Source organism: Brevundimonas naejangsanensis (assembly GCF_003627995.1).
Lineage (GTDB): Bacteria > Pseudomonadota > Alphaproteobacteria > Caulobacterales > Caulobacteraceae > Brevundimonas > Brevundimonas naejangsanensis_B.
On sequence record NZ_CP032707.1, the window covers coordinates 101,268 to 114,595 of the forward strand.

General features: G+C 69.8%; 11 protein-coding genes. 7 read left to right on the forward strand and 4 right to left on the reverse strand.

Going from position 1 to position 13,328, the window contains the following annotated elements; translation table 11 throughout:
- The first annotated feature begins 75 nt into the window (after nt 1-75).
- Nucleotides 76-996 carry a cobalamin biosynthesis protein CbiG gene (locus tag D8I30_RS00545; RefSeq protein WP_121480993.1) on the forward strand — a complete coding sequence of 307 codons (921 nt, stop codon included), beginning with the start codon at nt 76-78 and terminating at the stop codon, nt 994-996.
- 154 nt (nt 997-1,150) lie between these two features.
- Here the strand turns inward: D8I30_RS00545 and recN are convergent, their stop codons facing one another.
- Both recN and D8I30_RS00555 read right to left on the reverse strand, forming a co-directional pair.
- Nucleotides 1,151-2,848 (reverse strand): DNA repair protein RecN, encoded by a 1,698-nt coding sequence (gene recN, locus D8I30_RS00550; protein WP_121480994.1) that lies wholly within the window; start codon nt 2,846-2,848, stop codon nt 1,151-1,153.
- A gap of 95 nt (nt 2,849-2,943) precedes the next feature.
- Nucleotides 2,944-3,807, reverse strand: coding sequence for an outer membrane protein assembly factor BamD (locus D8I30_RS00555; RefSeq protein ID WP_121480995.1), 864 nt, complete (start codon nt 3,805-3,807; stop codon nt 2,944-2,946).
- Between the two features lie 211 nt (nt 3,808-4,018).
- On the opposite strand from D8I30_RS00555, the gene D8I30_RS00560 reads away from it, so the two are divergent.
- The 4 genes from D8I30_RS00560 to pth all read left to right on the forward strand — a co-directional run bounded on the left by D8I30_RS00560 (nt 4,019) and on the right by pth (nt 7,565).
- Complete coding sequence (locus D8I30_RS00560) at nt 4,019-4,954, forward strand: ribose-phosphate pyrophosphokinase (protein WP_121480996.1); 936 nt, start codon at nt 4,019-4,021, stop codon at nt 4,952-4,954.
- Between the two features lie 112 nt (nt 4,955-5,066).
- Nucleotides 5,067-6,116 carry a hypothetical protein gene (locus D8I30_RS00565; protein ID WP_121480997.1) on the forward strand — a complete coding sequence of 350 codons (1,050 nt, stop codon included), beginning with the start codon at nt 5,067-5,069 and terminating at the stop codon, nt 6,114-6,116.
- A gap of 151 nt (nt 6,117-6,267) precedes the next feature.
- A complete protein-coding gene (locus D8I30_RS00570; protein WP_121480998.1) occupies nt 6,268-6,873 on the forward strand; it encodes a 50S ribosomal protein L25/general stress protein Ctc in 606 nt (201 codons plus the stop codon).
- 86 nt (nt 6,874-6,959) lie between these two features.
- The gene (gene pth, locus D8I30_RS00575; RefSeq protein WP_121480999.1) at nt 6,960-7,565 is read left to right on the forward strand and encodes an aminoacyl-tRNA hydrolase; all 606 of its coding nucleotides are present in this window, start codon (nt 6,960-6,962) and stop codon (nt 7,563-7,565) included.
- Nucleotides 7,566-7,590: 25 nt separating this feature from the next.
- Here pth and D8I30_RS00580 read toward each other — a convergent pair whose 3' ends face one another.
- Nucleotides 7,591-9,207 (reverse strand): DUF4139 domain-containing protein, encoded by a 1,617-nt coding sequence (locus tag D8I30_RS00580; protein ID WP_121481000.1) that lies wholly within the window; start codon nt 9,205-9,207, stop codon nt 7,591-7,593.
- A gap of 3 nt (nt 9,208-9,210) precedes the next feature.
- Nucleotides 9,211-10,638 carry a DUF4139 domain-containing protein gene (locus D8I30_RS00585; protein ID WP_121481001.1) on the reverse strand — a complete coding sequence of 476 codons (1,428 nt, stop codon included), beginning with the start codon at nt 10,636-10,638 and terminating at the stop codon, nt 9,211-9,213.
- 127 nt (nt 10,639-10,765) lie between these two features.
- Between D8I30_RS00585 and D8I30_RS00590 the strand changes: the two genes are divergently transcribed.
- Nucleotides 10,766-11,152: a DUF2946 family protein gene (locus tag D8I30_RS00590; protein WP_121481002.1), complete on the forward strand. Its 387-nt coding sequence runs from the start codon at nt 10,766-10,768 to the stop codon at nt 11,150-11,152.
- Between the two features lie 78 nt (nt 11,153-11,230).
- Nucleotides 11,231-13,315 carry a TonB-dependent receptor family protein gene (locus D8I30_RS00595; RefSeq protein ID WP_121481003.1) on the forward strand — a complete coding sequence of 695 codons (2,085 nt, stop codon included), beginning with the start codon at nt 11,231-11,233 and terminating at the stop codon, nt 13,313-13,315.
- Nucleotides 13,316-13,328: the final 13 nt, after the last annotated feature.

Sequence of the window (13,328 nt, forward strand, 5' to 3'; positions counted from 1 at the left end):
GCCCTTCACGGCTTGAGTATGGACGGCTAGAAGCCCCCGTTCCTGTTCTTTCGCTTCCTTTCTTCAGGAGCCCCCGTGGCCCGCCTTTTCGACGCCTACATCATCGCCAACTGGACCGCCGCCGAGGGCAAGAAGCTGGGCGAACAGACCCTGTGGGTCGGCGTCGCCAAGCGCGACGTGCGCTTCCGCCTCTATGCCGAGACCCACAACGTCGCCACGCGCGCCGAGGGCGAGAAGCTGATCGCCGACCTGCTGGCCGAGCACCGCAAGCGGGGCGACCGCGTTCTGGTCGGCTTCGACTTCGACTTCGGCTTCCCGGCCGGCACGGCCGCGCGGCTGAAGCTGGACGGCCGCCCGTGGGACGCCATGGGCAAGTTCCTGGCCGCCAACATCGTCGACAAGGCCGACAATTCGAACAACCGCTATCAGGTCGCGGCCAAGATGAACCGCCTGATGACGGACGAGCCCTGGCCCTTCTGGGGCGCGCCCGCCAGCCAGGCCCAGCGCTGGCTGACCACGACCAAGCCGCCCGAAGGCGCCGGCGCCGACATCCCCGAATTCCGCGCCACGGAACTGGCCGCGCGCAAGGACAAACTGCCGCCCAAGAGCGTCTGGCAGATGCACGGCGCGGGCGCCATCGGCGGCCTGACCCTGGTCGGCGTGCCCATGCTGCGTCGCCTGCTGGATACGCTGGGCGCGTCGGCGGCGGTCTGGCCGTTCGGCACCGGCTGGCGCGAGCTGACCGAGGCCGACATCGAGCCCCTGTCGGCCGTTGTGGTCGAGGTCTGGCCGCTGATGTTCGAGGCCAAGCGCGCCGTGAACGCCGAAGGCGTCAAGGAATACAAGACGCAGGCCCAGGTCCGCGCCGCCGCCGAAGCCTTCGCCCGCATGGACGACGCGGGAACCTTGCAGAAGGCCTTTGCGCCGCCTGCGGGAGCCACGGCGGAGCTGGTGGAGCAGGTCGAGGGCGAAGAAGGCTGGATTCTGGGCGTCTGAGCCTTCTCGCCTTATGGGAGAAGGTGGCAGGCGGAGCCTGACGGATGAGGGGTGGCGCTGGCCTGACATCCCGCCCCCTTCATCCGCTGTTGCAAGACCCCTCATCCGAGCGCCTCCGGCGCCCACCTTCTCCCACAAGGGGAGAAGGAAAGACTCAGCCGATCAGCACCCGCGCCGCGGCGCGGGCCTCGTCGGTGATCTCGGCCCCCGACAGCATCCGGGCGATCTCTTCCTGACGCGGGCCAGGCTCCAGCACGTCGATGGAGGTGCGGGTGCGGCCCTCCACGTCGGCCTTGCGAACCTTCCAGTGCGCGTGGCCGCGCGCGGCGACCTGGGGGCTGTGGGTCACGACCAGGACCTGAGCCCCGCGCGACAGGCGTTGCAGGCGCCCGCCGACGGCTTCGGCCACGGCGCCGCCGACGCCCTGATCCACTTCGTCGAAGATCATGACCGGCTGGCGCTGATCCTCGCGGCTGGCCAGGGCCGCCTTCATGGCCAGGGCGAACCGCGCCAGTTCGCCGCCCGAGGCCACCGTGTCCAGCGGCCCGAAGGCGGTTCCGGCGTTGGTGGCGACCTCGAAGCGAATCGTCTCGACGCCCAACGGACCGCGACGCCCCTCGATCGGCTCCAGCGTCACGCGGAAGCGGGCTCGCTCCAGCTTCAGCGGACCGAGCTCGTCCATGACGGCGGCGACCAGGCGGTCCCCCGCCGCCTCGCGCGCCGAGGTCAGCAGCAGGGCGGCGACGTCATAGGCCTCGATGGCGGCGGCGACGTCGCGGCGGGCCTTGGTCAGGGCCTCCTCCCCGTCCTCGATCAGGCGCAACTGTTCGCGCAGGCGCACCCGCAGGGCCGGCAGGGCGTCGACCGTGGTGTTCAGCTTGCGGGCGGCGGCGCGCAGGGCGAACAGTCGCTCCTCCGCCTTGTCCAGTCGGCCGGGCTCGAAGTCGAAGGCGTCGGCGGCGGCGTCGACGGCGGCCACGGCCTCGGTCGCCTCGACCAGGGCGCGGTCGACCGCCTCGGCCGCCAGGCCCAGTTTCACGATGACGGGGTTGTCGCCCTCGGCCCCCGCCTGCGCCGCGCGCTGGCGCGCGTGCTCCACGGCGCGCAGGGCCGAGGCCAGGCGCTGGCTCAGCTTGTCCCCGCCCAGCAGGTTGCGCGCATCGGCCAGGTCGGCGACCGCCTTTTCCGCCGCCCCCAGCATGGCGCGTTCGCCCGCCAGGTCGACTTCCTCGTCCGGCTGGGGATCAAGGTCGTCCAGGTCGGCCAGGGTGAGGATGATTTCTTCCTGGCGTGCGGCGGCCTCGGCGGCGGAGGCTTCCAACTCGTCCAGTCGGGTCTGCGCGGCCTTCAGCCGGTCGGCGGCGTCGGCGACGCCTCCCAGCTGGGGCTGAAGCCCGCCGTAGTTGTCGAGCAGGGCGCGGTGGGTCTTCCAGTCCAGCAGGCCGACGGTCTCGTGCTGGCCGTGCACCTCGACCAGCAGGGCGCCGATCTCGCGCAGGGCCGTCACGCCGGCGGGCTGGTCGTTGACATAGGCGCGGCTGCGGCCGTCGGCCGAGACGACGCGGCGCAGGATCAGTTCCTCGCCCGGCGCGACCTCAAAGCCGCGCTCGGACAACAGGACGATCAGGGCCTCGTCGTCAGGCGCGGTGAAGACGGCGGTGGCCGAGGCCTGCTTGGCCCCTGCCCGCACTAGACCGGCGTCGGAGCGCGCGCCCAGGGCCAGGCCCAGGGCGTCGAGAATGATGGACTTGCCGGCGCCGGTCTCGCCCGTCAGCACGGTCAGGCCGTCCTCGACCTCCAGGTCGAGGGCGTCGACGAGGACGACGTCGCGGATCGAGAGGGTGGTCAGCATGGGCGATCTGATTCGAGGTTTCGCCGCATCCTAGACAGAAACGGAACGGGAACGCAGCGTCTTAATCGCCATGCCCCCTTCCCTTTTCGACAGGATCAGGCGCCGCCGGGGATCAGGCGCTGCAGCCAGGATTCACGCTTGCCCTGCGGCGCGACGTCGGGGCGCTGGCCGCGCTCGGTCAGCAGGGCGTAGGCTTCGGCGTACCAGGGGCTGCCCGGGAAGTTGTAGCCCAGAACGGCGGCGTTGCGCGTCGCCTCCTCGGTCAGGCCCAGGCTCAGGTTGACCTCGACCAGGCGATACAGGGCCTCGGGCGTGTGCGAGGTGCGCTGGAAATCGGGGTTGTTGATGACCGCCTTGTAGCGGTTCAGGGCGCCCAGCGGCTGGTTGGCGCGCTGATAGAAGCGGCCCACGGCCATCTCCTTGCCCGCCAGCTGGTCGTTGACCATGTCGATCTTGACCCGCGCGTCGGTGGCGTAGGACGAGCCCGGATAGCGGCGCACCACGTCGCGCAGGCCCGCCAGGGCGGCCTCGGCGTAGCCCTGGTCGCGGCCCACGTCGACGATCTGCTCGAAGTTGCAGACGGCCTTCATGTAGAAGGCGTAGCCCGCCGAAGGATTGCCGGGGAACAGGGCGATGAAGCGGTCGGCCGCGGCGATCGCGTCCTGATAGTTGTTGTTCTGATAGTAGGCGTAAACCTGCATCAGGATCGCGCGGCGGGCCCACTCCGAATAGGGGTGCTGACGCTCCACCTCCTGGAAGTAGTCGACGGCATCCATCCAGCGCTTGGACTGCAGGCGCTGATAGCCGGTGTTGTAGAGAGCCTCGACCGGACGCTCTTCATAGGCCAGGCGCGTGCGGGGCTTGGTCCCCGAGCAGGCGGCGACCGACAGGGCCGCGACCACGGCGGCCAGCACGACCAGGCCGGAACGAGACTTCGAAGCGAGCAAGGGCGACCTCATCAAGATGCCTTCGGGACGCGGACACGCGACACGCGCCCTCGGTAGCAGGTTGTGTTCTCTATAACAGCGCCCGCGTCCAAGCCAATCCGCCGAAATCGATGATCGAACCGGAACACGGCTGGACGCCGCATCGTTCGCCGCCTAGAGAGCGCGTCCAGAAACGCATCCGCAACTATTGGCGGAGCGATGACGGCGAAAGGATGACCGGTCAATGAAGCTGCTTGCTGGCAATTCGAACCGGAGCTTGGCCCAGGCCATCGCCACCCACCTGGACATGCCGCTGACCAAGGCCCAGGTGAAACGCTTCGCTGACAACGAGGTGTTCGCCGTCGTCGAGGAGAACGTCCGCGGCGAGGACGTCTTCATCATCCAGTCGACCTCCTATCCGGCCAACGACAACCTGATGGAGCTGCTGATCATGACCGACGCGCTGGTGCGCGCCTCGGCCAAGCGGATCACGGCCGTCATGCCCTATTTCGGCTACGCCCGTCAGGACCGGAAGACCGGCGGCCGCACGCCCATCTCGGCCAAGCTGGTGGCCAATCTGATCACCCGCGCGGGCGCCGACCGGGTGCTGACCATGGACCTGCACGCCGGTCAGATTCAGGGCTTCTTCGACATCCCGACCGATAACCTGGTCGCCACCCCCGTGCTGGCCCAGGACATCAAGGATCACTATCCGAAGGGCGACGACCTGATGATCGTCTCGCCCGACGTCGGCGGCGTGGTGCGCGCCCGCTCGCTGGCCAGCCGCCTGAACGCCGACCTGGCCATCGTCGACAAGCGCCGCCCCAAGGCCGGCGAGAGCGAGGTCATGAACATCATCGGCGACGTCGAAGGCCGCCGCTGCATCCTGTTCGACGACATCGTCGATTCGGGCGGCACCCTGGTGAACGCGGCCAAGGCCCTGATCGACCGCGGCGCGACCGAAGTGTCGGCCTACATCAGCCACGGCGTCCTGTCGGGCCCGGCGGTCAACCGCGTCGCCGACGGCCCGCTGAAGGAGCTGGTCATCACCGACTCCATCGAACAGCCTGACGAAGTTTTGAACTGCTCGAAGATCCGCCGCGTCTCCGTGGCGCCGCTGATGGGCGAGGCGATCCGGCGCATCGCCAACGAAGAGTCGGTCTCCAAGCTCTTCGATTAAGCGTCGGCTAACCATTCCCTTCGCGATATAAGGGCTCGAAGATCAGGGGGCGCGCATCCCGTGTCCCCTGTCGCTTTCAGTGCGTATCGCTTGCTCAAAGGGAAGACCGCCGATGTCCCAGGCCTTCTTGCGCCGCGGCCTGTCCGTCGCCGCCATCGCCGCCGCCGCCGTCCTGGCCAGCTGTTCGACGCCGCAGCCCGAGGCCCCGCCGCCCGCCCCGCCGCCCCCGCCGCCTCCGGCGCTGGCCCTGAACCAGAGCGTGGCCGAGGCGGCCTCGGTCTATGTCGCCTTCGTGCGCGAGGTCGGATCGATCCAGGCCGGCTTCCCCAACGCCGAATCCATCCAGGCCGCCCTGCGCAAGGGCGCGGCCGTCGAAGCCGGGCAACTGTCGCGCGGCATGATCGCCTACGGCGCCATCCTGGCCCTGCAGTCCCCCGAATACGTCGCGGGCGTGCGCCAGTTCGCCGCCGATCCCGCCCAGCGCCAGCAGATGGTGGCGCGAATCATCGCCGACCCGGCCTACGCCGCCACCCTGCCGGGCGCGGATTCGGCCGCCGGCCTGATCGTGTCGACCATGGGCAAGGACATCGCGGCCATCACCGCCATCGCCGAGGCGGTGGAAGGCGACGCCTACACCATTCAGGAACGCCGCGATCCGCGCCGCCGCTGGGCCGTCCAGCCCGTCGCCGACCGTGTGGGTCGACTGGAGGGCGCCAAGTCTCTGTCGGCGGTCCCGCGCCTGCCCTCCGCCGAGGACAGCGCCCGCCTGTTCGCCGCCGCCAACAGCGGCTCGGGCCTGAACCTGACGCCCGCCCAGCGCAGCGCTCCCTTCACGCCCGCGATCGCCAACTCCCTGGCCATCGCCGCCCTGGCCGCCCTGGGCGCCGCAGGCGACGACGCCAAGGCCAACACCGACGCGCTGACCAGCGAATCAAACAACGAATTCTGCTTCAACATGTCCAAGCTGATGCTGTTCCAGTGCCTGGCCGCGTCCAAGCCCAGCTACGAGGACATGTTCTGCGCCGGCCGCCACATCGCGCGCGACCTGGCCCAGTGCACGGCCCAGTACACCGGGCCGATGCCGACCCTTACGGCGGAGCTCCCGCCGCCGGGGCCGACCCCCATGGCGGCGGCGGCGGCTTCCGCGCCTCCCAAGGGCTGAGAACGATATACCGGGCGCGGCGGAGCCGGGGCGGTTGCGTCCGCCCCGCGTTCCGTGTAATAGCCCGCGCTCTTGAATTCGAAGGGTTCATGACCCCGCCGCGCGGGACCCGGTTCTGCGACGGCGTTTACTTGTATTGAAGGCGAGCCCGATGGCCGAGATCATTCTGAACGTTGACTTGCGCGAAAACGTGGGCACCGGCGGCGCCCGCGCCGCGCGCCGCGACGGCGCCGTGCCCGGCGTGCTGTACGGCGGCGACAAGGCCCCGGTGGCCCTCTCCGTGAACGAGCGCGAGTTCCGCAAGTCGCTCTACACGGGCAAGCTGATCGGTCACCTGGTGACCCTGAAGTACGGCAATGAGACCCAGCCGGTCATCGCCAAGGACATCCAGTTCGATCCGGTCACCGACCGCCCGCTGCACTTCGACCTGATGCGCGTCGGCGCCAAGGAAGAGATCAAGATCGAAATTCCGGTCGCCTTCGTCAACGCTGACGAAGCTCCCTACACCCGTCAGGGCGGGATGCTGGAAGTCGTTCGCCACACCGTCGAGATCCTGGTCCGCGCCGACCGCATCCCGTCCGAGCTGATCGTCGACCTGAAGGGCCGCGAGATCGGCGAGAACATCCGCATCTCGGACATCCAGCTGCCGGAAGGCGCCACGCCGGTCATCACCGACCGCGACTTCATGATCGCCGCGATCAAGAACTCGGCCGCCTCGCAGTCCGACGCCGGCGACACGACGGCTGAAGCTGAATAAGCTTCCTTTCCCGTCGAAGATTTCAGCCCCGCCTGGTTCGCCCGGCGGGGCTTTTCTTTGCCCGAAGCACGGGGCATGAGGGCCGTATGATCATCATCGCCGGGCTGGGCAATCCGGGGCCCAAATACGAAAAGAACCGCCACAACATCGGCTTCATGGCCGTGGACGAGATCGCCAGCCGCTGGCGCTTCGGCCCGTCGCGCGCCAAGTTCCAGTCGATCGTCGCCGACGGCGAGATCGAGGGGACCAAGGTCCTGCTGATGAAGCCCCAGACCTATATGAACGAGAGCGGCCGGGCCGTGGGCGAGGCGGCGCGTTTCTACAAGGTGAAGCCCGAGCACGTCATCGTCTTCCACGACGAGATCGACCTGGCTCCGGGCCGCTTCCGCATGAAGAAGGGCGGCGGCGCAGCGGGCCAGAACGGCGTGCGCAGCCTGATCAGCCACCTCGGCGCCGACTTCCGCCGCGCCCGCATGGGCATCGGCCACCCTGGCGAGCCGCAGCTGGTCCACGCCCACGTCCTGGGCGACTTCCACAAGGCCGACAAGCCCTGGCTGGACGCCCTGCTGCAGGCCTGCGCCGACGCCCTCCCCTTCGCCGTGGCGGGCGACGACGAACGCTATCAGGGCGAGGTCATGCGCCTGGCCCCCGCGCCGAAGTTCAGCCCGAGGCAGGCGGCCAGAGGCGACTGACCCTCTCCCATCGGGAGAGGGTTGATCAATCCGTCGTCGTCCAGGCGGCCTTCAGCGTCGCCGCGCCGTTGGCGGGCACGGTCAGCGTCCAGACCGGATAGCCGGTGTCGTCCACCCGACTGCGCACCGACTGGCTGCGGATACGAAAGCCGCGCTGCATGGCGGCGTTGGCGACCAGTTCCACAGTGACCGCCTCGGAGCGGGCGTTGGTGACCGTGGTCTCGATTTCGGAACGCTGCGTCGTCACCGCCCCCCGTCGGGAACTCTCGCTCTTCACCAGCCGCGTCTGCACCTGAACATCCGGCGACTGACCGAAGTTCAGCCGCACCGGCAGGCCCACGCCCTTGTCCTCGAATCGGTCCTGACCGGCCAGCAGCACGCCGCCCGCGCCATCCGGCTGCATCACCGCCACCGAGCCGCCCGGCAGGGCCACGCCGAGCCCCGCGCGCTCCTCGTTGCGCAGCTTCATGACGATGGCCGTGGGCTGCGTCTCCTCGTCTGCGTTCAGCACTCCGGCGCGATAGACGCGCTCATAAGCCACGCCCTCGCGCTCCAGAAAGCGCACCTGTTTAGTCTGGCGCGCCGCGACGGTCGTCGGTTCGGGCAGGGTATAAATCTTGTAGTCGCCCAGTTCACCTTGCCGGGCGATCCGACTGCCGGTGACGACGATGTCCTCGACCGCCGAACGCATGGCCATACGAGCGGGAGCAGGCATTCCCGGTACGATCACGGGCGGACCGTTGTATTCGACGCGATCCTGTTTGTAAGCCGGTTCGAGCCCGCTGCCGAGGGTCGTCGTCCCCTGCGGCCAGCATTCGTTCTGCTGATAGCGGACCATCGGCTCGACCGGCGTGGTGCCCGCATCCTTCCGCAGCGTCCCGGCCACCACCTGGACCGGGGCGTCGGGGAAGCCGGTGCCGCCGAAGTTGGCCAGCGTCACCCAACCAGTCAGATCCAGCGTGCCGTCCGTCGGGTCCAGCCGCGCCACATAGTCGGCCGACCACTGCAGCCCCGTGGTCAGATAGGCCAGCGTCACCTTGTGCCGCCCCGCCCGCTCGGCGCGCGTCCGCACCGACAGCACCGGCTGGTCGCCCAACCCCTCGGGGATGCGGTCGAAAACGACCCGCTCGGTCTGGCCCGAGCAGTCCAGCGCCTCGAACCGGCCGTCGATCTCCAGCACCGTGCCTTGCGCGCCCGCGCGGATCACGGCGGGCTTTTCGACCTGTTCGCCGGTCGCGGGGTTGGTGCGGACGACGCGCACCACCTCGCCGACGGACTTCTCCATCAGGCTGGCGGGCGACAGCAGGTCGAAGTCGGCGTTGCGCTCGACCACATGGGCCGGCAGGCCCTCCAGCACCGCGCTCTGCGGCACGACGCCGGTAGCCAGGCCGCGAAAGCGGATGATCCCCTCGCCCGCCGGAAGATCGACCGTGCGCGTCTCGACGATCAGGGCCAGGCCCTGCCGGTCCAGCCGATTCCATGGCTGACGCGACTGCGCCATCAGGGCGACCGTATCGACCGGCTGGTCGCGATAGATCACCACCGTCGCTGTGTCCGGCCGCGCGGACACGCTCTCGGTCTGCGCCCAGGCGGCGGGCGCCAGCAACGTCAGGGCCGTGGTGATCGCCAGCAGGCGGCGCATGGATCAGCCGCCCGTGGTGATGGTCGCGGTCAGCTTGGTCTCGCCGTTGGCGGGCACCGGCACGCGCCAGACGACGGTGCGCGCGTCGCGCATCTCGCCCGTGATGCTCTGATCCGACAGTTCGGTGTCGCGGCCCAGACCGCGCTGGCGCACCTCGACCATCACCGGCTCGGGCCGGGCGTTGCGAACGGTGTATTCCATCGCATAGCGGGTGCGGAAATAGTCGACCAGGCGCTTGGACACCCGCTCGGACGAGACCAGGCGCGGCTGCACCGTCACGTCGAAGGCGTCGCCCGTCGTCACCACGATCTCGGACCCGGCGGGCGAGTGGTCGACCTGGCTTTCGCCGATGAAGCGCGGCTCGCCCGCCTCGTCCTTCACATAGACGCGGATCACCCCGGCCGGCAGGGCGCGCGCGGCGGCGCCCGAGCCGTTGGCGAAGATGACCCCGACCTCGGCGGCGATCGGCTCCTCGGCGGTGGAGAACCCGTTGAAGACGTTCAGGTAGCGCTTGGTCGCCGGCACGCCCGCCGCGTCGATCAGGCCGACCTGCTTGGTCTGGTTGTTGGCGACGGTGACAGCCTCCGGCAGCGGATAGACATAGACGTCGGCCAGGGCGCCCTGCCCGCCCGTCTGCGTGCCGTTTCCGCGCGTCGGACGCGGCGGCTGGCCATAGCGGGGGTTGTAGCCGCCCTGGTTGACCAGGTTGACGTCGCCCGCCACCACCCGCGTCTGGGCGTTGCTGAAGGTCGCGCCGGAGTTGTTGGTGATCGTCACCCAGCCGGTCAGGTCCAGCTTGCCCGCCTTCTCGTCGAACCGGGCGACATAGTCCGCCTTCCACGCCAGGCCGGTGGTCAGGTAGCTGAGCGTTGTCTCGCGCCGCCCCGCGCCCTCGGCGTCCAGGGTGACGCTGAGCGTCGGGCGCGGGCGCAGGTTCTGCGGCACCCGGTCGAAGATGACGCGCGTGGGCACGCCGTCGTCGCGCAGCACCTCGATGCGGTTGCCGATCTGCAGCACCACGCCCTGATTCGCCGCGAGGACGCGGGCGCGCTCGGTCTCTTGCGCGCCCGAGCCGGGGTTGGTGCGGACGATGCCGATCTCGTTGCCGACGGCGCTTTCCATCAGCTTGCCCGGCGTCAGCAGGTCATAGTCGAAGTTCTGTTCCACCACCGACAGGCCGCGCCCGGACAGGCCGACCGTCTCGGGCCGGATGCTGGCGGACACGCCCGGAAACTCCTGACGCGAGCGCCCGGCGGGCACGTTCAGGGTCCGCACGTCCTCCACCAGGGCGATGTTCTGGTTGTAGACGGTCAGGGAGACGCGGTCGGGACCGCCCGGCCCCTCCTCCACCTGTTGCGCCGCTGCCTGAGAAAGACTGGGGGACGCGGCCAGCAGCATGGCGACGGCGAAGGGTCCGAGGGCGCGGATCATGAAGGGCCTCCTTGGCGGTCCGACGGCCACGCTGGCACGGAGAAACGGCCGTTGTCGAGGGCGCGCGGCGTCCGGTCGCCCCTGTCGCGTCTGGCTTCCCCGCATGGGAAGGTTTAAGCCCGACCGCGTGACCCGATCCCAGAGCGAAAACTGGTCGATGACGCGCTCGCTGGCCTTCCTGGCCGCGACGTTCGCCATCGTGATCGGCAGCCTGATGCCCTTCGCGGCCATGGCAGCGGCCCAGCCGGGCCAGCCCATCGTCATCTGCTCGGCCGAGGGGCTGCAGACCATCCAGACGGGCGGACTGGACGGGCCGATCAAGCAACAGGTCGGGGCCAAATGCGCCGCCTGCGTCATGCCCCTGCTGGCGGCCCTGCCCGCCCCGGCGCCCCCGCAACCGGCGCCGGTCCTGCGTCTCGCCGAGGCGGTGGTCTACGCGCCCTTCGTCGCCGCGCCCCCGCCGCCCGCCCGGGCGCCGCCGCGCCCGCCGTCCCGCGCTCCGCCCCACGCCTGAAACCAGAACCTTCGCCTCGTCGCGCGCGTCCAATGACGACGCCCGAGGCCGCACCTCTGTTTTCAGGATTCCAGTCTCATGTCCCTCAAGACCCATGCGGCGCCGTGCGCGCTGCTGATCGGCGCCTGTCTGGCGCCCGCCTCCGCCCAAGCCGCTGATCTGGCGGCCGACCTCGCGGCGGTTGAAGACCCCGTCACCGTCGTCGACAGCATCATCGTCACCGGCCGCCGCCACGCCGAGGATCCGGCCGTGGTGGCCGAGGCCCGCGACCGCCTCAGCCGCACCCCCGGCGCCGTGGCCGTCGTCTCGGCCGAAAGCTATGCCGACCGCTTCGCCCAGGGCTTTTCCGACACCCTGCGCAACGTCCCCGGCGTCCTGGCGCAGAAGCGCTATGGCGAGGAAAGCCGCCTCTCCATCCGCGGCTCGGGCATCGCCCAGGGCTTTCACCAGCGCGGCGTCCTGCTGGCCCAGGACGGCGTGCCCTTCGCCGACGCCGACGGCTTTTCCGACTTCCAGGGCGTGGACGCGCTGAGCGCCCGTTATGTCGAGGTGTGGAAGGGATCGAACACCCTGCGCTTCGGCGGGGCGCAGTTGGGCGGGGCGATCAACCTGGTCACGCCGACCGGCCGCACGGCGCGCCAGCGCGCCCTGATGCAGGTCGAGGGCGGCAGTTACGGCTTCCTGCGCGGCCACGCCGCCGTGGCCGGGACGCATGGCGACTGGGACCTCTACGCCGCCGCCACGGCGATGCAGGGCGACGGCTGGCGGGACCACAGCGAGCAGTCGCAGGGGCGTCTGACCGTCAACGCAGGCCGTTCGTTCGGCGAAGACCGCGAGGTGCGCCTGATCGCCCAGGCGGCGGACATCAAGCAGGACCTGCCCGGCCCCCTGACGCTGAAACAGGCGCTGGAGACTCCGCGCATGGCCTCGACCAGCGCCCTGTCCGGCGACCAGGCGCGCGATCTGACGGTCAAACGGCTGACGCTTCAGACCCGCTGGCGCTTCGACGAGTCGACCCTGTTCGAGGGCGCCGTCTGGGGCTGGGAGAAGTCGCTCTACCATCCGATCTTCCAGGTGATGGACCAGGACAGCGCCACGCGTGGCGCCTTCGGCCGCATCGACTGGACCGGCCAGGTCGGGGGCCTGCGCGCCGACGCCTTCTACGGCTTCTCCTGGCGCGACGGAGCAATCGACGCCCTGCGCTATGTGAACCTGGCGGGGCTGCGCGGCGCCAAGACCGCCGATGCGCGGCAGGAGGCGTCGGGCCTCGACGTCTTCGCCGAGGGACGGCTGTTCGTCACCGACCGACTGGCCCTGGTCGCGGGCGGGTCGTGGGGCCGAGCGACGCGCGACTACGCCGACCGCCTGACCCCGGCGAACGACGACAGCGTCGACTACGACTGGTTCTCGCCGCGCCTGGGCCTGCTGTGGGAGGCGGAAGACGGCGCCCAGGTCTTCGCCAACCTGACCCGCTCGGTCGAGCCGCCGACCTATGGCGCCCTGGTGCAGGCGCCGCTGACCGGCTTCGCCCCGGTTCGGGTTCAGGACGCCTGGACCGCCGAGATCGGCACGCGCGGGCGACGCGGCCCCCTGGCCTGGGACCTGACCGCCTATCGCAGCGAGATCGACGGCGAGATGCTGAATTTCATCACCGGCCCCGATATCCCGGCCGCGACCTTCAACGCCGACAAGACCCTCCATCAGGGGATCGAGGCCGGGCTGGACTGGACCCTGCCGATCGAGCTGGCGGGCGGCTCCCTGATGCTGCGTCAGGTCTATAACTGGAGCGACTTCCGTTTCGACGGCGATGCGCGCTGGGGCGACAACCGCCTGCCGGTCGTGCCTGAGCACCAGTACCGGGCCGAACTGACCTGGCGCCATCCCTCGGGTGTCTTCCTCACCCCGTCGGTCAAGTGGCGGATTTCGAGCCCCTTCGTCGACTACGCCAACACCCTGCAGGCGCCGGACTATGCGGTGCTGGGCCTGACCGGCAGCTTCAACGTCGGGGCGAACACCTCAGTCTATGTCGATGCACGCAACCTGACGGATGAGCGTTACGTCGGCGAGTTCTCGGCGGTGACCGACGCCCGAACGGCGTCCACGGCCGTCTTCTTCCCCGGCGAGGGCCGTTCGGTCTTCGTCGGCCTGCGGCTGGCCTATTGAGAAGGATCGGATC

Bases quoted from the DNA above. Each gene is read 5' to 3' on its own strand.
- D8I30_RS00585 (WP_121481001.1), bottom strand. From the start codon at position 10,638: ATGATCCGCGCCCTCGGACCCTTCGCCGTCGCCATGCTGCTGGCCGCG.
- D8I30_RS00570 (WP_121480998.1), top strand. From the start codon at position 6,268: ATGGCCGAGATCATTCTGAACGTTGACTTGCGCGAAAACGTGGGCACC.
- D8I30_RS00565 (WP_121480997.1), top strand. From the start codon at position 5,067: ATGTCCCAGGCCTTCTTGCGCCGCGGCCTGTCCGTCGCCGCCATCGCC.
- D8I30_RS00555 (WP_121480995.1), bottom strand. From the start codon at position 3,807: ATGAGGTCGCCCTTGCTCGCTTCGAAGTCTCGTTCCGGCCTGGTCGTG.
- D8I30_RS00560 (WP_121480996.1), top strand. From the start codon at position 4,019: ATGAAGCTGCTTGCTGGCAATTCGAACCGGAGCTTGGCCCAGGCCATC.
- recN (WP_121480994.1), bottom strand. From the start codon at position 2,848: ATGCTGACCACCCTCTCGATCCGCGACGTCGTCCTCGTCGACGCCCTC.
- D8I30_RS00580 (WP_121481000.1), bottom strand. From the start codon at position 9,207: ATGCGCCGCCTGCTGGCGATCACCACGGCCCTGACGTTGCTGGCGCCC.
- pth (WP_121480999.1), top strand. From the start codon at position 6,960: ATGATCATCATCGCCGGGCTGGGCAATCCGGGGCCCAAATACGAAAAG.
- D8I30_RS00595 (WP_121481003.1), top strand. From the start codon at position 11,231: ATGTCCCTCAAGACCCATGCGGCGCCGTGCGCGCTGCTGATCGGCGCC.